Source organism: Actinacidiphila sp. bgisy167 (assembly GCF_965342175.1).
Taxonomy (GTDB): Bacteria; Actinomycetota; Actinomycetes; order Streptomycetales; family Streptomycetaceae; genus Actinacidiphila.
In genome coordinates, this window is record NZ_CBDRBL010000005.1 from 89293 (window position 1) to 107676 (window position 18384).

The window sequence follows — 18384 nt, forward strand, 5'->3', positions numbered from 1 at the left end:
CTCCTCGCGGAGTGGGGCGGCGGCCGGGAAGCGCGTGCGACCTCTTACTCGGCAGCGGCCTCGGCGCCCTCGCCCTCGGCGCCCTCGCCCTCGGCGGGAGCCTCGGCCTGGGCGGCGACGACCTGCAGGACGACGGTGTCCTCGTCGACGGCCAGCGTGGTGCCCTTGGGCAGCGGGATGTCCTTGGCGAGGATGGAGGTACCGGCCTCCAGGCCCTCGACGGAGACGGTGACGCCGTCGGGGATGTGGGTCGCCTCGGCCTCGACCGGCAGCGAGTTCAGGACGTGCTCCAGCAGGTTGCCGCCCGGGGCCAGCTCGCCCTCGGTGCTGACGACGACCTCGACGGTGACCTTCTCGCCGCGCTTGACCGCGAGCAGGTCCACGTGCTCCAGGAAGCCCTTCAGCGGGTCGCGCTGGACGGCCTTGGGGATGACCAGCTCCTTGCCGTCGCCCTCGATGTCCAGGCTGATCAGGACGTTCGGGGTGCGCAGGGCGAGCAGCAGCTCGTGGCCGGGCAGGGTGACGTGCTTGGGCTCGGCGCCGTGGCCGTAGATGACGCCGGGGACCTGGTGGGCACGGCGGACGCGACGGGCCGCGCCCTTGCCGAACTCGGTACGCACCTGCGCGGTGATCTGGACCTCGGACATGGGGATCACACTCCTCGTGGAGACGACGGGACTCGTGTCGGTCGCCCAGCCCACGACGGGCCGTTCCACTTGCGAGGAGCGCGTCGATAACGGAGGGCCCGCACAGACGCGGACGGCCTCCCTCGCCGAGCAACTCGCTGAGTCTACCCGGCGGGGAGGCCGCCCCGGAAATCGATCAGTGGGCGCGCAACGCGGCCCGCGACCGTGGTGCGCGGTGGGCGCCCGTGTCAGTGCCCGTCTTCGAAGAGGCTGGTCACGGAGCCGTCCTCGAAGACCTCGCGGACCGCGTTGGCGATCGTCGGAGCGATCGACAGCACCGTGATCTTGTCCAGGTGGAGCTCGCCCGGCGTCGGCAGCGTGTCGGTGAAGACGAACTCGCTGACCCGGGAGTTCTTCAGCCGGTCCGCGGCCGGGCCGGACAGGACGCCGTGGGTGGCGGTCACGATGACGTCCTCGGCGCCGTTGGCGAACAGCGCGTCGGCCGCGGCGCAGATGGTGCCGCCGGTGTCGATCATGTCGTCCACCAGGACGCAGATGCGGCCGCGCACATCGCCGACCACCTCGTGCACGGTGACCTGGTTGGCGACGTCCGGGTCGCGCCGCTTGTGGACGATCGCCAGCGGCGCACCCAGGCGGTCGCACCAGCGGTCGGCCACGCGCACCCGGCCGGCGTCGGGGGAGACGACGGTCAGCTTCGAGCGGTCGACCTTCGCGGCCACGTAGTCCGCCAGGATCGGCAGCGCGAACAGGTGGTCCACCGGGCCGTCGAAGAAGCCCTGGATCTGGTCGGTGTGCAGGTCGACGGTGAGGATGCGGTCGGCGCCCGCGGTCTTCATCAGGTCGGCGACAAGGCGGGCCGAGATCGGCTCGCGGCCGCGGTGCTTCTTGTCCTGGCGGGCGTAGCCGTAGAAGGGCACGACCACGGTGATGCGCTTGGCGGAGGCCCGCTTCAGCGCGTCGATCATGATCAGCTGCTCCATGAGCCACTTGTTGATGGGAGCGGTGTGGCTCTGTATGACGAAGGCGTCCGAGCCGCGCGCCGACTCCTCGAAGCGCACGTAGATCTCGCCGTTCGCGAAGTCGAAGGCCTTCGTCGGCACAAGGTTGACGCCCAGCTCACGTGCCACCTCCTCCGCGAGCTCGGGGTGTGCGCGGCCGGAGAAGAGCATGAGCTTCTTCTCACCGGTCGTCTTGATCCCGGTCACTGCACCGTCTCCTTGGTGTTCAACGCAGCTTCGCCTTCGGTCAGGGGAGCTGGCGGAATTGTGTGCACCTCACACGGTACGCGCTGCATGGCGCGACCGCGCACGTGGGGAAGGCCACTTCGCCTCCGCTCCCCGTCAGCCGCGTGGCCGGTCAGACCTCCGGGGCTGCCTGGGCGGCCTGTTCGGCGGCGTGGGCCGCGGCGCTGCCGGGCCGCTTCCTGGCCACCCAGCCCTCGATGTTGCGCTGCTGCCCGCGCGCGACGGCGAGCGAACCGGCCGGCACGTCCTTGGTGATCACCGAGCCCGCGGCGGTGTAGGCGCCGTCCCCGACTGTCACGGGGGCCACGAACATGTTGTCGGAGCCGGTGCGGCAGTGGGAGCCGATCGTGGTGTGGTGCTTGTGCTGCCCGTCGTAGTTCACGAAGACGCTGGCGGCGCCGATGTTGGTGTGGTCGCCGATCGTCGCGTCGCCGACGTACGACAGATGCGGCACCTTGGTGCCCTCGCCGACGGTGGCGTTCTTCATCTCGACGTAGGTGCCGGCCTTCGACTTCGGGCCGAGCCGGGTGCCCGGGCGCAGATAGGCGTAGGGGCCGACCGTGGCGGCCTCGCCGATCTCCGCGCCCACGGCCACGGTGTTGCTCACCGTCGCGCCGGGGCCGACCGATGTGTCGGTCAGCGTGCAGTTGGGGCCGACCTCGGCGCCCGGGGCGAGCCGGGTCGTGCCGTAGAGCTGGGTGTTCGGCAGTACAAGGGTGTCGGGTGCGAACTCCACCGTGACGTCCACCCAGGTCGACACCGGGTCCATGATCGTCGCGCCGGCCAGCATCGCCCGGTTCAGCAGCCGGTCGTTGAGGATGCGGCGGGCCTCGGCGAGCTGTACGCGGTTGTTGATGCCGGCGATCTCCCGGTGGTCCTCGGCGGCCGAGGCGCCGACGCGGTGGCCGGCCTCGCGCAGGATGCCGAGGGTGTCGGTGAGGTACTCCTCGCCCTGGGCGTTGTCGGTGGTCACCTTGGCCAGCGCCTCCGCGAGCAGTTGTGCGTCGAAGGCGTACACCCCGGAGTTGATCTCACGCAGCGCCCGCTGCTCGTCGGTGGCGTCCTTCTGCTCGACGATGGCGAGCACCGAGCCGTCGTCGCCGCGGACGATGCGGCCGTAGCCGGTCGGGTCGGGCACCTCGGCGGTCAGCACGGTGACGGCGTTGCCGTCGGCGGCGTGCGCCTCGACCAGCGCGCGCAGGGTGTCCGGGGTGAGCAGCGGGGTGTCGCCTGCGGCGATCACCACCGTGCCGGTCAGCTCCGGGAGTTCCGCGAGGCCGGCCCGGACGGCGTGGCCGGTGCCGTTCCGCTCGTACTGCACGGCGGTGCGGACCGACGCGTCGGTCTCGGCCAGGTGGGCGGTCACCTGCTCGCGGGCGTGGCCGACGACGACCAGCAGGTGCTCGGGCTCGAGCGCGCGGGCCGCCGCCACGACGTGCCCGACCAGTGTCCGGCCGCTGATCGCGTGCAGGACCTTGGGAGTCGCGGACTTCATACGGGTGCCCTCACCCGCGGCAAGGACGATGACGGCAGCCGGGCGGTGGGCGCTCACGGAAGGGCTCCTCGGCGTGGGGTGATGGTCACCCGAAGGATACCGGGGCGTTTCGGGCGGTGAACGCGGAAGGGTCGCGGCGCTCGCCGCGACCCTTCCACCCGCGCTCCGCTGCCAGGATTCGAACCCGGACTTAAGGGACCAAAACCCTCAGTGCTGCCGTTACACCACAGCGGATGGACGCCCCGGCCGAGCAGGATATCCGTCCACCTGCCCCGCCGGCCCCCACCACTATGCCGCACTGGCCGCCTCCCGTGCGACGAGAAAGACCGGTGCTGTCCCTCCACGAACGTGGGTACATCTCACAAGAGCCGCATAGCGTCGACACGCGCGCTCTGGCCGTCCGCAACTTAGCGCTGCCATACTTACGAAGCCGTAAGTTACGGTGGCGTAGCCCCCGACCTTCATTGAGGGACCACCATGACCACACAGACCGACGTGATCACCGAGTCCCCGGACCCCGGTGCCGGCGGCGGGGCCCCCGCTCCCCGCGCCACCCTCGGTGGTGACAAGAAGCAGTCGCTCGAGCAGATCACCCTCGGACTCTTCATCGGCATCCCCTTCCTCGCCCTTGTCGCGGCCGTCCCGCTCGCCTGGGGATGGGGCATGAGCTGGCTCGACCTCGGGCTGATGGTGGGGATGTACTTCCTCGGCTGCCACGGCATCACCATCGGCTTCCACCGGCACTTCACGCACGGCTCGTTCAAGGCCAAGCGCCCGCTGAAGATCGCCCTGGCCATCGCCGGGTCGATGGCGGTCGAGGGGCCGATCGTGCGCTGGGTCGCCGACCACCGCAGGCACCACAAGTTCTCCGACGCCGAAGGCGACCCGCACAGCCCCTGGCGGTACGGCGAGACCGTCCCCGCCCTGCTCAAGGGCCTGTGGTGGGCCCACATGGGATGGATGTTCGACGAGGAGCAGACCCCCCAGCACAAGTACGCCCCCGACCTGATCAAGGACCCGGCGATCCGCCGGATCAGCCGCGACTTCTGGCTGTGGACGACGGTCTCCCTGCTGCTCCCGCCGCTGATCGGCGGCCTGGCGACGATGTCCTGGACCGGTGCGGCCACCGCCTTCTTCTGGGGCTCCCTGGTCCGCGTGGCCCTGCTGCACCACGTCACCTGGTCGATCAACTCGATCTGCCACGCGGTCGGCAAGCGCCCCTTCCGCTCCCGCGACAAGTCGGGCAACGTCTGGTGGCTGGCCGTGCTGTCCTGCGGCGAGTCCTGGCACAACCTGCACCACGCCGACCCCACCGCTGCCCGGCACGGGGTGCTGCGCGGCCAGATCGACTCCAGCGCCCGCATCATCCGCTGGTTCGAACTCCTCGGCTGGGCCAGTGACGTACGGTGGCCGAGCGCTGACCGCATCGCGGCCCGCCGCCGGGAGGACGTCGGCGAAGCGGCATGATGGGCGGGTGAGCGACGGCAGAAGTAGCAGCAGGGGCAGCGACGGCGCACCGTCGCGGCGTACCCGGCGGGTGCGCATGACGGGCAAGGAACGCCGCGAGCAACTCCTCGACGTGGGGCGCGCGCTCTTCGCCGAACGCGGTTTCGAGGGCACCTCCGTCGAGGAGATCGCCCACAAGGCGGGCGTGTCCAAGCCGGTCGTGTACGAGCACTTCGGCGGCAAGGAAGGCCTCTACGCCGTCGTCGTGGACCGTGAGATGCGCTGCCTGCTGGACATGGTCACCGGTGCCCTGACCGGTGGCCACCCCCGGGAACTGCTGGAAGAGGCCGCCTTCGCCCTGCTCGACTACATCGAGCAGGACACCGACGGCTTCCGGATCCTCGTCCGGGACTCGCCGGTCGCCCAGTCGACCGGCACCTTCGCCTCGTTGATCAGTGACATCGCCACCCAGGTGGAGGACATCCTGGGCATGGAGTTCAAGCAGCGCGGCTTCGACGCCAAGCTCGCCCCGCTCTACGCGCAGGCGCTGGTCGGGATGGTCGCGCTCACCGGGCAGTGGTGGCTGGACGCCCAGAAGCCCAAGAAGGCGGAGGTCGTCGCCCATCTGGTGAACCTCTCCTGGAACGGGCTGTCCGGACTGGAGCCCAGGCCCCGCCTGATCGGCCACCGCAAGAACTGACGCCGTCGCGGGCGACGCCCCGGCGCGACGGCGAGGGCGGTACCTCCCCCTGCGGGGAGGCACCGCCCTCGCCGTGTCCAGAGGGGCCAGGTCAGCCGGTGTTGCGCAGCCCCGCCGCCACGCCGTTGACCGTCAGCAGCAGCGCGCGGGCGAGCAGCGGGTCGGGCTCCTCGCCCCGCGCGGCGGCCTCGCGCTGCCGGTGCAGGAGCGCCACCTGCAGATAGGAGATCGGGTCCAGGTAGGCGTCCCGGATCCGGAAGGTCTGCTGGAGCACCGGCTGCGCGTCCAGGAGCGCGTCCTCACCGGTGATCCGCAGCACCTCGGCGACCGTCAGCTCGTGCTCGGCCTTGATCGCGTCGAAGACGTGCCGGAGCTCGTCCGGCACCAGGGTGTCGACGTAGTGCCCGGCGATCCGCAGGTCCGTCTTGGCCAGCGTCATCTCGACGTTGGACAGGAAGTTCCGGAAGAAGTGCCACTGCTCGTACGCCTCGGCGATGTCCGCCTCCAGGCCCGCCTCGCGGGCGGCCTTGAGGCCTGATCCCACGCCGAACCAGCCGGGCACGATCTGCCGCGACTGCGTCCAGCCGAACACCCACGGGATGGCCCGCAGCCCGTCCAGGCCGGCCCCGCTGTCCGGGCGGCGCGAGGGGCGCGAGCCCAGGTGCAGCTCGGCCAGCTGGTCCACCGGGGTGGAGGCGAAGAAGTACGCCGGCAGGTCCGGATCCTCCACCAGCCGCCGGTACGCCTCGTGCGCGGCGTCGGAGACCACGTCCATGGCCGCGTCCCAGCGCGACAGCGCCTCCTCGGACTGCCGGGGCGCGGTGTGCAGCGCCGAGGCCTGCAGCGTGGCCGAGACCGTCAGTTCCAGGTTCTCCCTCGCCAGGGACGGGATCAGGTACTTGTCGGAGATGACCTCGCCTTGCTCGGTCACCTTGATCTCGCCCTCCAGCGTGCCCCACGGCTGCGCCAGGATCGCGTCGTGCGTCGGGCCGCCGCCCCGGCCGACCGTGCCGCCGCGGCCGTGGAACAGCCGCAGCCGCACCCCGTGGCGGTGCGCCACGTCGCGCAGCCGGCGCTGCGCCCGGTGGATCTCCCACTGCGAGGTCGTGATGCCGCCGAACTTCGACGAGTCGCTGTAGCCCAGCATGACCTCCTGCACGTCGCCGCGGAGCGAGACGAGCTTGCGGTAGGAGGGGTCGGAGAGCATCTCGTCGAGCAGCCGGTCGGCGACCTTCAGCTCGTCGGTGGTCTCCAGCAGCGGCACGATGCCGATCTTGGCGACGCCCGCGTGCAGGTCGATCAGCCCGGCCTCACGGGCCAGCACCGCCGCCGCGAAGACGTCGTCGGAGCCCAGGCACATGGAGATGATGTACGACTCGACGATCTCCGGCCCGAACCGCTCGAAGGCCTCCCGCACCGTGTGGAAGACGCCCAGCGTCTTCGCCCCCGCGGCGTCCAGCGGCGCGGGGGAGGGCGCCAGCGGACGCCGCGACCGCAGCTCCTTGGCGAGCAGTTTGCGCCGGTAGTCCCGCGGCATGTCCGCGTACCGCCAGGACTCCTCGCCCAGCCGGTCGAAGAGCTGGCCCAGGGCGTGGTGGTGGGCGTCGGCGTGCTCGCGGACGTCCATCGTGGCCAGTTGCAGGCCGAAGGCGGCGATCGTGCGGATGGTCCGGTCCAGCCGGCCGGTGGCGATCAGCTCGCCGCGGTTGGCGCGCAGCGAGTCCTGCAGCAGCCGCAGATCGGCCAGGAGGCCGGTGGTGCCGAGGTAGTCGCGGCCGGGCACGTGCGGTGTGCCGGCGGCCAGCCGCTCCCGGGTGTTGAGCAGCTTCTGCCGGATGCAGGTGGCCTTGAGGCGGTAGGGCTCCTCCGCGTTCAGCCGCTTGTAGCGGGGGCTGATCTCCGGCAGGCGCCGCAGGTCCTCCTCCAGGTCGGCCAGCAGCTCGGGGGAGGCGCCGCAGTTGCGGATCGAGTTGGACAGCGCCGCGCGCAGTTCGTCGACCAGCGCCAGGGCGTCGGTGATGCCGTGCTCGTGCTGCAGGATCAGCACGTCCCAGGTGACCTGCGGGGTCACGTTGGGGTTGCCGTCCCGGTCGCCGCCGATCCAGGTGCCGAAGGTCAGCGGGCGGGTCTCCGCGGGCAGCGGCACGCCGACCCGGTCGAGCTCGACCGCCAGGTCCTCGAGCACGTCGCCGACCGCGCCGGCGTGCAACTCGTCCAGGTAGTAGATGGCGTTGCGCGCCTCGTCGGCGGGTTCGGGGCGCACGACCCGCAGTTCGTCGGTCTGCCAGAGCAGATCGATGTTCTCGGCCAGCCGAAGGTCGCTGCGGCGGCGGTCGCCGCCGGCCGTGCTGGACTCCTCCAGCAGGGCGGCGATCACCCGCAGCTTGTTCAGCACGCTGCGGCGGGCCGCCTCGGTGGGGTGCGCGGTGAAGACGGGGCGCACGTTGAGGTTGCGCACCGTCTGGCGCAGGTGCTCCGGGTCGGCGTCCTTGAGCAGGTCGACCGTACGGGCCAGCAGCCCTCCGTCGACCGCCCTGCGCGAGCGCAGTTCACGGCCGCGGTGCACCTGCTCGGTGACGTTCGCGAGGTGGAAGTAGGTGGAGAACGCCCGTACCAGCTTGGCCGCGGTCTCCAGATCGGTCTCGCCGAGCAGGGCGGCGGCGGCCTCGCCGTCGCTGCGGGTCAGTGCCCGCACCTTCTCGACCAGATCGAGGAGCTCCGGGCCCTCCTGCCGGACGAGTGTCCCGCCGAGAAGGTCTCCCAGGCGGCGGATGTCCGCGCGGAGGGGGGCGCTGCCGGTGGTGTTGTCGGCGCTGCTCACAGGTGCGGCTCCTCGTGCAGTGGATGGTCGGCGGCAATGTCCGGACCGCGCTGTCCGACGGCACCAAGGATAGGCCGGGGCCTTCGCCCGGACCGGGGCTGCCCGCCAGGCGGACAGCCCCGCGTCTAGGCTGGCCGGTATGAGTACGACGGGGGAAGACGTACTGGACGGGGCCGGCGGAGGAAGCCGGGAGTCCGCCGGGCCGTGGTGGTGGCCCAGGCGGCGCAGCCTGGTGCTCGATGTCGTTCTGGCCTTCGTCTCGGCCATGGAATGCCTCGTGGAGGGCGCGGCCTTCGCGGAGAAGACCGGGGTCTCGCCGGGCGTCGCGGCGCTGTTCGGGCTCGTGGTCGGCTCGGTGCTGGTGCTCCGCAGGCGCTGGCCGGTGCTGGTCGTCCTGGTCGCCATCGCTGTGACACCCGCCCAGATGGGGCTCCTGCTGAGCATCGTGGGCCTCTACACCCTGGCCGCCTCCGACGTGCCGCGGCGGATCATCGCGGTGCTGTCGGGGATGACCACGCTCGGCATGCTGATCGTCACCTTCCTGGAGATGCACGGGGACCTCGGCACCGCCGCCTACCACGCGCCGCTGGCCGTGGTCGTCCTCACCTCCGTGCTCGTGGCGGTCGGTGTCACCGCGCCGCCGGTGCTGCTCGGCCTGTACGTCGGCGCCCGCCGCCGCCTCGTGGAGAGCCTGCGGGAACGGGCGGACGGCCTGGAGCGGGAGCTGTCGCTGCTCGCCGAGACGGCCGCGAGCTCAGCGGAGCGTGCCCGCATGGAGGAGCGCACGCGCATCGCGCGCGAGATGCACGACGTCGTCGCGCACCGGGTGAGCCTCATGGTCGTGCACGCCGCCGCGCTCCAGGCGATCGCCGTCAAGGACCCGGTGAAGGCCTCGGGCAGCGCGCAGCTGCTGGGGGACATGGGGCGCCAGGCGCTCGACGAACTGCGCGAGATGCTGGGCGTGCTGCGGGCCGAGCCGGCCACGGCCGCGGCGCCGGCGGGCGCGCCGGTGGGCGTGGACGTGGCGGCGGCGGACGCGGCGGAGGCAGGGGACGCGCGGGACGGGACGGTGAGGATCTCGCCCGTGTCGCCGGGCGCGTCCGCGGGCCGGCCCGCGGACGCCGAGGGGAACGACGAGCAGGGGCCGTGCCTGGCGGAGCTCAGCGGGCTGCTCGACGAGTCGCGGGCCGCCGGGATGGACGTCGACCTCACGGTGGAGGGGGAGGAGCGGCCCCTGGCGGCGCGGGTCGAGGCCACGGTCTACCGCGTCGTGCAGGAAGCGCTCACCAACGTCCGCAAGCACGCGCCCGGCGCGCGGGCCCGCATCCGCCTCGCCTACCGCGAGGCGGAGGTCGCGGTCCTGGTGCAGAACGGGCCCTCCGACGGGGAGCCCGCGCTCGTGCTGCCCAGCGGGGGCAACGGACTGGTCGGCATGAGGGAACGGGTCACCGCGCTGGGCGGGGGGTTCGCCGCCGGCGCGACGGGCGAGGGCGGGTTCCGCGTCTCCGCGATGCTTCCCGCGTGACGCCGCGGCGGGGGTGGCCGGGGCCGGGTCGGCCTGGTGGGCGGATGGGCCGGATGGGCCGGATGGGGCGAGTGGGCTGGTGGAGTGAGGGCCCGGTGGGCGTGCTGCCGGTGGGTGCGGCCTCCGGGGCCGGTGGCCCTGGAGGGACAGGGCGACAACGCACCGGCGTACGACGCGGCGCTGCGCGTCGACCATCCCCGTCACGTGGTGCAGACACGGTCGGCCTGTGGGGCCGCTCCCCCTGACCGGCGCCCGCGCGGTCGCCATCGCGCCCGGCGGCCGCGCGCCCTGCGCGCCACCGTCCGCACCCCTCGCGGGTCCGTCGCCGTCTACGTCGTCCACCTGCCGTCCGTCCGGTTCACACCGGCGTCAGGCTTCGGCACGGGCAGGCGGGATGCCGCCGCGCGTGCCCCGGCCACCGCCGGTTTCTCGTGCCTGGGGGTGCGAAGCGGTGGGCGTGCCGCCGCAGCCGAACCACCGGCACTGCCGACCTGTCCCGGCCGCCGCTCTGCCCCGCCCTGCGGTCAGGTCGTGAGGCGGTGCGGGCGCGAGCCCGTCGTGAGGGCTTCCAGCGCCGCGTCGATGCTCGGGCCCATGTAGTAGTCGCCGGTGTGGTCGATGCAGTAGACGCGTCCCTCCGCGTCGATCGCCAACTGCCCTTGTCCGGCGGACTCCTCCCCGAGAGGCGCGACTTCCGTTTCCAGCGCCCTGCCCAGGTCGCCGAGTGTGCGGGCCATGTGCAGCCCGTGGAGCGGGTCCACGTGGACCGCGACGGGCGCGATGGGGCGGCCGGGGGAGGGGGCGGCCGGTACGGTCAGGCCGCCGAACTCGGCCCAGGCCTCGACGGCGGCCGGGAAGACGCTGTGCCGGTGTCCGCCGGGGGAGACGTAGGCGCGGAGCGTGTCGGCCCAGACCTCGGCCTGGCGGATGTCCCAGCGGCCGGGCTGCCAGCCGGCGGAGCGCAGGGCGGCGGCCACACCGGCGGGGAAACGTGCCGAGGTCATGCGGTGCGGGCTCCCGGGTCGAAGGCACGGACGCCGAAGTGCGCGAGCAGCGCCTGGCAGGAGCGGCAGGGCGGGGCGTAGGCGCCGTGGGCGGGGTCGCCGTCCTCGCGTATGCGGCGGGCGGTGAGCTCGGCGCCCTTGAGGGCCTTGCGGGCCTCGCCGTTCGTCAGCGGCTTGCGCGCGGCGCGCTTGCTGCGCGATCCGTCGACGGTGGTGAGGTGGCGGGACAGCAGTACCGGCTCGGGACAGCGCCCGGCGAAGCGCTCACGCTGTGCGCGGGGGAGGGCGTCGAGGACGTCCTGGACGAGCGGGTGCAGCGGGGGCGGCTGGTCGGCCTTGACGCCCGTGCAGGTGAGGACCTCGCCCCGGACGGACAGTGCGGCGGCCACCGCCGGCAGGATGCCGTCGCGCCGGTGGCGCAGCACCGGTGGCGGGGGCGCCTCGCCTGGCGCCCAGTTGAGCCGCGGGTCCGCGGCATCCCTCGTCAGCATCTTCGTACGGCCCTCCGATCCGTCCTCACGGGGAGGATGCCCCCCTATGCGCGTAAGACTGCCAAACGGACAAGGCGTTACGGAAGTCGGTTGTGAGGTGAGAGGTTTATTTTGTGCCAGATGTCATGGCATCTGGGAGACACAGGTAACGAACTCCCGCGAGCGATACTCCTTGCGTTGGCCTGTGGTTCTACGGATAGTAGCGCCGGCGTGGGCGGGAGGAGCGCCGAGGCCCCCAGCGGACCGGCCGGGACACGGCCACCGCCGCCTGCTGCCGACGACTCACGTGCGCGCTCTCACAGGTGAGTCGGCGGCCCCGTCGACCGCGTGGCCGCGCCGCCCGCAGAACGCGACCGAGCTCGCCCCCTTCCGTGCCGGAACCAGGGGAAGTACCTTGTGCACACCCCCTAGGCTGTGCCCAACACCGCATTCAGCATGGGGGCATCCGCAATGACGACAGGTCGGCCCGGCTACCGGGTCGCGCCACCGAACGCGGCCTACGCCGGTCAGATCGTGCACTTCCCGGACCCGGTGCGGCGCGCCCGCCACCCGCAGGGCGTACGCGTGGACGAGCGCGGCTACCCCGACTTCTCGCCCTACGCCCGCGCGGCGGCCGAGATCGCCGAGCCGCCGGACGGCTTCGGCATCGACGAACTCCGGCTCACCGACTACGTGTCGGCCAACGCCGCGCTGCACGCCGCCGGTCACGAGCTGTGGGACAGCCTCTCCCCCGTCGCCACTCCGCACGGGTGGACCTGGCACCACGTCGCCGGCAGCCGCCGTCTGGAACTCATCCCCGCCGAGGTCAAGTCCTTGCTGCGGCACCACGGCGGCCTGGCCACCACTGCCTCCGCCGACCACGACAAGCGCGGCACCCGGCCGCTGCAGGAGACCCGCCCGGTCCACTTCGGCCTGCGCAAGGACGCGGTCGCCGTCACCGAGCAGCAGGTGCGGGACGTCGAGGAGGAGCTCGGCTACCGGCTGCCCGGCGCGTACCGCACCTTCCTCAAGGCGGCGGGCGGCAGCGCGCCGCGCGGTGTGGCCCTGCTCCCCATGCTGGGACTCCTCATCGACCAGCCCTTCTTCACCGTGCGGGACGAGGCGGCCGCCAACGACCTGGTCTACGTCAACAAATGCCTGCGTGACCACCTCACCAAGGACTACCTGGCGATCTCCTACGTCCAGGGCGGTGTGCTCGCGGTGAAGGCGCAGGGCGCCGACCGGGGTTCGATGTGGCTGTGCCCGTACGACGACGTGCGGGACGCCGAGGGCGCCTTCGGCTCCACCGAGGAGCGGGCCGCCGTGCTCCTGCTGCCCTGCGGCGAGGACTTCGACGCCTTCCTGGCCGCGCTCGCGGGCGATCCGCCGGAGCTGGCTACGGTGGCGCGCCTGATGGTGGACGGCGGCTTCGCCCGCGCCGTCCCGGTGGAGGGGTGAGGCGGCAGATGGTCACGTTCGCGCAGGCGCAGGAGCGCGCCGAGGAGTGGATCAACGCCGGCGTCCCCGGCCACCTCGCGCGCGAGGTGCGGGTGCGGGAGTTCGACCGGGGCTTCGTGGTGTGGTCCGAGCCGAGGGAGGACGGTCCGACCGCGGACGACGGGGAGGTCCGCATCGTCATCGCACGCGACAGCGGCGAGGCGACGCTCTGGCCCGCACTGCCCGTGGGGGAGATCGTCCGCCGCTGGGAGGAGGCCTACGGCACCGCGGCCGACGCGATCGCCGACGCCGTGCCGGAGCCGCCCCGGCGGATCGACCTGGAGGCGACGTCCTTCCTGCTGAGCCCGCCGCAGTGGCTGCAGGACGCCGCCGACCGCCTCGGCATCCCCGGCAGCCGCGGGGGAGCGGACGCCGCCTTCGGCGGCACCGCCGCCACGCCGGTCACCACGCCGCCGCCCGCGCCCGCCCCGGCCCCCGTCACCGCGCCCGGGCCGGCGACGCCCACTCAGCCGTACGTCCCGACCCCGACCCCGACCCCGGCCCCGATTCCGTACAGCGGCGCGCCGACCCCGCCGCCCGCGGTGTGGCGGGACGCCAACGACAGCGGGGGTGCCGGCGCGTCCGTGCCGCCGCCGGCGACCGTGTACGCGCCGCCGATCAGCGACTCGGACGACGCCCACACCCCGTCGGCCACGGCGAACGCCGACGCGGGCACCGAGCGGCTGCCGGGGGTGTCCGGGACCGGGACACCGCTGCCGCAGCCCCGGACACAGGGCGGTCACGGCCACCCCGGCGCCGGGACAGCGGTTCCGCCCCCACCCCCGCCGCCCGCGCCGTTCGGCGGCCCGCCCCCGCCGCCGCCCGCGCCGTCCGCACCCGCGCGGCCCGGGGCAGGGGACGCTCACCACGCCGCGGCGATGCCGTCCCGCCCGGACGCCGCGCCCCCGCCGCCCCGGCCGGCGCCCGGGCCGAACGCCGGCGCCGCCGACCTGGCCGCCGCCGAGACCGTGAAGGCGGCCCCGCCCGGGCCGCCCCCGCCGCCGCCCGGCCCGGGGGTGCCCGGCACCCCGGCCGCCGGGTACGTGCCCACGCAGCTCGTGCAGGCACTGCCAGCGAACGACCCGCCCGGCCCGCCCGCACCGCCGAAGCCGGCAGCCGGCGACGTGCACCACGCCGCGACAGTGCTGTCCCGCCCGGACGCGGGAGGCCGGACCGCGCCTCCGCCCCCGCCGCCCGGACCGGTGGCGCCCGGACCGGCGGCGGCGCAGCCGCCCGCGTACGGCTACCCTCACCCGCCGCAGCCGCTGCCGCCCACCGGGGTGCCCACCGTCGGCCCCGGCTACCTGGCCGTGCTCCGCTACCGCGCGCCGGACGGTTCCGAGCAGCAGCTGATCCGCCGCTCCGCGCCCGGCACACCGCACCCGGAGTGGCAGATCCTGCACGAGTTGCGCGCCCTCGGCGTGCCTCCGCAGGCGGTGCTGGAACTGCACACGGAGCTGGAGTCGTGCGATCTGCCGGGTGGTTACTGCGCCCGGATGATCCGCGAGACCTGGCCCCAGGTGCGGATCAGCAGCACCGCCCCCTATGGCACGGACCACGCGAGCCGTCGCGCGGGCGTCCAGCACCTGCTGACCCACCTCGGTGAGCTGCACCAGGTGGCGAGCGCCCCGGCGCACGCCCACCCGCAGCGGGTGCCGATGCCCGAGCCGCACCGGATCCAGCGGGTCCCCCCGGTCCCGCTGGACGCGATCGGGCACGAACTGGCGCAGTCCTTCGGGCCGCAGGGCGTGTTCCGTTTCGACCAGCGGGCGGTCGCCCGCCAGGGCGTCCCGGACCTCGTCGCGCAGACGCTCACCTGGTGCGGGCTGCCGGTGGACTTCGGCCCGTTCTTCTGGGCCCAGGCCCAGCCCGGGCGGCCGGTGCCGACCCTGGCCGAGCTGGCGGTCGAGCGGGGCGCGCAGCCGGCCCCGGACGCGGGCTCGTACCTGGTCATGGGCAACGACTTCGGCCGTCAGCTGTGCGTGCAGTACGGCACGGCGCACATCGTCGCGGTGCCGCTGGAGGCCGGGCCGGGCGGGACGGCGGCGGTGCCGCAGTTCGTCAACACCGGCCTGCCGGAGTTCGTCCGCTGCCTGGCGCTGCTCGGCACGATGTGGCGCTGGCGGCTGGGCCTGACGCCGGAGCAGGCGGGCCGCTGGACGGTCGACTTCCAGAACCAGCTGGCCGCGCTCGACCCGGCGGCGGTGGCCTCGCCGGAGCACTGGTGGCCGGTGCTCGTCGAGCAGATGTGGGACGGAATGCTCTGAGTGTCCCACCCCGGACGGCCCCGGCAGGCCCTCGTGGCGGAGGACGGCCGTCGAGGGCCGGTCGGAGTGTCGCGATATGGGTAAATCAGGCAAATCCCCGAGAATGGGGGTATGAGCACGGCACACCCCCGCGACGGCCGCGACTTCGCCACCGTCCGCGGTCGCGGGTACCGCACCGACCAGGTCGACCGCTTCCTCGAGGCGCTGTCCGAGGACCGCGACGCCGCCTGGGAGCGTGCCGCGCGGCTCACCGTCCTGGCGAACGAGATGGCCGCGGAGTGCGCGGCGCTGCGCGACGTGGTCTCCTCCCTCTCGCCGCCCACGTACGAGTCGCTCGGGAACAACGCGCTGGAACTGCTGCGGCTGGTCGAGGAGGAGGCCGCCTCCGTGCGCGAACAGGCCGAGGAGGAGGCCCGGCACGCGCACGACGCGGCGGAGGCCGCCCGCCGCACCCTCATGGACGAGGCGCGCGCCGCCGCCCAGGCCCGCCGTTCCGCCGCGGACGAGGAGGCCGAGCAGCAGCTGCAACAGTCCCGCGACGAGGCCGGAAGCGTCCTCGGCGCCGCCCGCGAGGAGGCCGGCCGGCTGCGGGACGAGGCCGCCCGGGAGCTCGACGCCGCCCGGCGGGAGAGTGCACACGTGCTTGCCGAGCAGGACAGGCAGCACCACGAGCGCTTCGACACCCAGGAGCACGAACTCGCCGAGGCGGAGGCCGGGGTCGACGCCCGGCTGGCCGAACTCACCTCGTACGCCGAGGCGATGCTGGACGAAGCCCGCCGGGCCCTGGCGGAGACGGAGGAGGCCGCCCGGCGCCGCCAGGAGGAGGCCGACGCCACGGCCGCCGCTCTGCTCGCCCAGGCCCGGGTGAGGGAGGAGCGTATCCGTCTCGCCGCCGAACGCGAACTGCGCGAGCACGAGGTCCGGCGGGAGGAGATCCGCGAGCACCTCGCCCACGTCCGCAGCAGCCTGGCGGCCCTCACCGGCCGCGCGCTGCCGGAGGCCGGTGCCGGGAGCGGGACCGGGACCGGGACCGAGGACGCCGCCCCCGGCCCCGCTACCCCCGATGTGCCCGCCCCGTCTCCGGGGGACGATCAGGAACCGTCGTAGGAGGGGAACTCCCCGCTCTCCACGATCCAGGGGCCCACGGGGACGGCGTCCCCGAAGGCGTAGTCGTGCCGGGCCCGGTAGCGCGGGCCGTCGTCACCCGGAGCCGGATCGGAGAGGACGGCGAGCGTCTTGTCCCGCGGATCGATGATCAGATAGAGCGGGATGTCCATGGCGGGGTAGTCCCGGGTCTTCTCGCGGTAGACGTTGTCCGGGTTCGACGCCGAGACGACCTCGGCCACCAGGGCGACGTCCGAGGGGTCGAGGAAGCCGGGCGTGTCGAGGGCCTGTTCCGCCACGACGACCACGTCGGGGCGACGCATACGCCCTATGGCGGGCACTTTGATCTCCGGACCGCTGTGGGCCACGTGACCGGCCCAGTCCGGATCGTCGGACAGTTGCCGCTCGATCTGCCGGCGCAGCCGCAGGGAGATCAGCTCGTGCCGGTTGACCGGCGACATCGTCATCGTGACGACACCCTCACCGATCTCCACGGCCCAGGCGTCCCCACGTTCCAGCAACTCCATGGCGAGGGCCCGCATACGCGCGTAGGTCTTCGCGTCCACGGGCTCACCGTACCGCCGGGTCCTCCTCCAGGACGGGGAAGCGGCGGGGGGCCACCAGCAGGACGACGGCCAGGGACAGGGCCGCGGCGGCGGCAGCGCCGACGTAGACGTGGTCGACCGCGGCCGCGACGGCGCGGCGCACCTGGTCGTCGATGTGGGCGGCGCCGGCGACGGAGTCGAGGTCGGTGCCGGAGCCGTGCAGGCAGGTGGCGAGCGTGGCGTTGGCGACGGCGCCGAAGACGGCCGCGCCCACGCTCTGGCCGACCTGGCGGCAGAAGAGGATCGACGAGGTGGCGGTGGCCCGTTCGCTCCAAGGGACGGTGGACTGGACGCCGACGATCAGCGGCAGCTGGAAGAGGCCGAGGGCGGCGCCGAGCAGCAGCATCACCAGGGCGGGCTGCCAGGCGGGCCCGGCGTAGGGGAGCCGCACCAGCACCACCAGGACGACGGTGGCGGCGGCCATGCCCAGGGCGGCGGTGTTGCGGAAGCCGATGCGCAGGTAGACGCGGTTGCTGAGGGCGGCGGAGACCGGCCAGCTGAGCGTCATCACCGACAGCACGAAGCCCGCCGCGATGGGACCGAGGCCGAGCACGGTCTGGGCGTACGTGGGGAGGAACACGGTCGGGGCGACCATCAGGACGCCGAGCATGCCGAGGGCCAGGTTGACGGCGACGATCACCCGGCGCCGCCACACCCAGCCGGGGATGATCGGCTCGGCGGCCCGGCGCTCGGCCCACACGGTGCAGCCGCCCATGACGAGGCTGCCGCCGAGCAGCCACCACCGGGCGGGACCGCTCTGGACGAGGCCGGTGATCAGCAGTCCGCCGGAGAGGAACAGCAGCAGCGCCCCGGGCCAGTCGATGCGGTGCCGGGTGCGCTCGCCGAGCCGCTCCCGCAGGTGGCGGGAGATGAGCAGCAGCGCGACCGCGCCGATCGGCAGGTTGATGAGGAAGATCCAGCGCCAGCTGGCGTACCCGGCGAGCAGCCCGCCGCACAGCGGGCCGAGGACGGCGGAGACCGCCCAGACCGTGGAGATCGCCGCCTGGATGCGGCCGCGCTGCTTCAGCGGGTACAGATCGGCGGCGATGGTCTGCACGGTCCCCTGGATGGCGCCGCCGCCGAGCCCCTGCACGATGCGGAAGGCGATCAGGCCGGCCATGTTCCACGCCCCGGCGCACAACACCGAGCCCAGCAGGAAGATCCCGATGCCCGCCAGCAGCACGGGCTTGCGGCCGAAGGTGTCGGCCAGCTTGCCGTAGACCGGGAGGGTCACCGTGACCGCGAGCAGGTAGCCGGAGAAGAGCCAGGAGAACACGGAGAAGCCGCCCAGCTCGCCGACGATCTGCGGCACCGCGGTGGAGATGATCGTGGAGTCCATCGCCGCCAGCGCCATGGCCAGCATCAGCGCGGCGACCACCGGGCCGCGCCGCCGCGGCCCGTCGGCCGACGACGGTGCGGCGGCGGCGGTCGCGGTCTGCTCGGTGCGCTCCACGGGTCCCCCCTGGTGTTTGTGTGTACAACGCACGATTATGCCCGGCTTCCGCGCGCACGGTTCCCGCAGGTCGGACGGCCGGGCAGAAGCACCCCGGACCGCGCGG

14 protein-coding genes and 1 tRNA gene are annotated in these 18384 nt (G+C 73.4%); 6 read left to right on the forward strand and 9 right to left on the reverse strand.

Annotated elements, in window-relative coordinates; genetic code table 11:
- Positions 1-44: 44 nt before the first annotated feature.
- The 4 genes from ACRWND_RS03355 to ACRWND_RS03370 all read right to left on the reverse strand — a co-directional run bounded on the left by ACRWND_RS03355 (position 45) and on the right by ACRWND_RS03370 (position 3620).
- Entirely contained in the window at positions 45-647 is a 603-nt protein-coding gene (locus ACRWND_RS03355; protein ID WP_431945661.1) for a 50S ribosomal protein L25/general stress protein Ctc, read from the reverse strand.
- 227 nt (positions 648-874) lie between these two features.
- Positions 875-1852 carry a ribose-phosphate diphosphokinase gene (locus ACRWND_RS03360; RefSeq protein WP_431945663.1) on the reverse strand — a complete coding sequence of 326 codons (978 nt, stop codon included), beginning with the start codon at positions 1850-1852 and terminating at the stop codon, positions 875-877.
- Between the two features lie 151 nt (positions 1853-2003).
- A complete protein-coding gene (gene glmU, locus ACRWND_RS03365; protein WP_431945665.1) occupies positions 2004-3443 on the reverse strand; it encodes a bifunctional UDP-N-acetylglucosamine diphosphorylase/glucosamine-1-phosphate N-acetyltransferase GlmU in 1440 nt (479 codons plus the stop codon).
- A gap of 106 nt (positions 3444-3549) precedes the next feature.
- Positions 3550-3620 (reverse strand) — tRNA-Gln (locus ACRWND_RS03370).
- 243 nt (positions 3621-3863) lie between these two features.
- Between ACRWND_RS03370 and ACRWND_RS03375 the strand changes: the two genes are divergently transcribed.
- On the forward strand, positions 3864-4853 hold the full coding sequence (locus ACRWND_RS03375) for an acyl-CoA desaturase (RefSeq protein WP_431945667.1): 990 nt from the start codon (positions 3864-3866) through the stop codon (positions 4851-4853).
- A gap of 76 nt (positions 4854-4929) precedes the next feature.
- The gene (locus tag ACRWND_RS03380) at positions 4930-5532 is read left to right on the forward strand and encodes a TetR family transcriptional regulator (protein WP_431945749.1); all 603 of its coding nucleotides are present in this window, start codon (positions 4930-4932) and stop codon (positions 5530-5532) included.
- A gap of 91 nt (positions 5533-5623) precedes the next feature.
- On the opposite strand, the gene ppc is transcribed toward ACRWND_RS03380, so the two are convergent.
- The gene (gene ppc, locus ACRWND_RS03385; protein WP_431945669.1) at positions 5624-8353 is read right to left on the reverse strand and encodes a phosphoenolpyruvate carboxylase; all 2730 of its coding nucleotides are present in this window, start codon (positions 8351-8353) and stop codon (positions 5624-5626) included.
- A gap of 139 nt (positions 8354-8492) precedes the next feature.
- Between ppc and ACRWND_RS03390 the strand changes: the two genes are divergently transcribed.
- Positions 8493-9878 (forward strand): sensor histidine kinase, encoded by a 1386-nt coding sequence (locus ACRWND_RS03390; protein ID WP_431945671.1) that lies wholly within the window; start codon positions 8493-8495, stop codon positions 9876-9878.
- 524 nt (positions 9879-10402) lie between these two features.
- Here the strand turns inward: ACRWND_RS03390 and ACRWND_RS03395 are convergent.
- Together ACRWND_RS03395 and ACRWND_RS03400 are read right to left on the reverse strand one after the other, a co-directional pair.
- Positions 10403-10882 carry an SUKH-3 domain-containing protein gene (locus ACRWND_RS03395; protein WP_431945673.1) on the reverse strand — a complete coding sequence of 160 codons (480 nt, stop codon included), beginning with the start codon at positions 10880-10882 and terminating at the stop codon, positions 10403-10405.
- Positions 10879-11373 carry a YwqJ-related putative deaminase gene (locus ACRWND_RS03400; RefSeq protein ID WP_431945675.1) on the reverse strand — a complete coding sequence of 165 codons (495 nt, stop codon included), beginning with the start codon at positions 11371-11373 and terminating at the stop codon, positions 10879-10881. Before ACRWND_RS03400 ends, ACRWND_RS03395 begins: the two co-directional genes overlap by 4 nt.
- A gap of 450 nt (positions 11374-11823) precedes the next feature.
- Between ACRWND_RS03400 and ACRWND_RS03405 the strand changes: the two genes are divergently transcribed.
- The 3 genes from ACRWND_RS03405 (at position 11824) to ACRWND_RS03415 (ending at position 16223) form a co-directional block, all read left to right on the forward strand.
- Positions 11824-12810 carry an HNH endonuclease gene (locus ACRWND_RS03405; RefSeq protein WP_431945677.1) on the forward strand — a complete coding sequence of 329 codons (987 nt, stop codon included), beginning with the start codon at positions 11824-11826 and terminating at the stop codon, positions 12808-12810.
- Between the two features lie 8 nt (positions 12811-12818).
- The gene (locus ACRWND_RS03410) at positions 12819-15116 is read left to right on the forward strand and encodes an SUKH-4 family immunity protein (protein WP_431945679.1); all 2298 of its coding nucleotides are present in this window, start codon (positions 12819-12821) and stop codon (positions 15114-15116) included.
- Between the two features lie 111 nt (positions 15117-15227).
- Positions 15228-16223 carry a cellulose-binding protein gene (locus tag ACRWND_RS03415; RefSeq protein ID WP_431945680.1) on the forward strand — a complete coding sequence of 332 codons (996 nt, stop codon included), beginning with the start codon at positions 15228-15230 and terminating at the stop codon, positions 16221-16223.
- Here the strand turns inward: ACRWND_RS03415 and ACRWND_RS03420 are convergent.
- Positions 16208-16786: a Uma2 family endonuclease gene (locus tag ACRWND_RS03420; protein ID WP_431945682.1), complete on the reverse strand. Its 579-nt coding sequence runs from the start codon at positions 16784-16786 to the stop codon at positions 16208-16210. The two genes, ACRWND_RS03415 and ACRWND_RS03420, sit on opposite strands and share 16 nt — an antisense overlap.
- A 4-nt stretch (positions 16787-16790) precedes the next feature.
- A complete protein-coding gene (locus ACRWND_RS03425) occupies positions 16791-18278 on the reverse strand; it encodes an MDR family MFS transporter (RefSeq protein ID WP_431945684.1) in 1488 nt (495 codons plus the stop codon).
- Between the last annotated feature and the right edge of the window lie 106 nt (positions 18279-18384).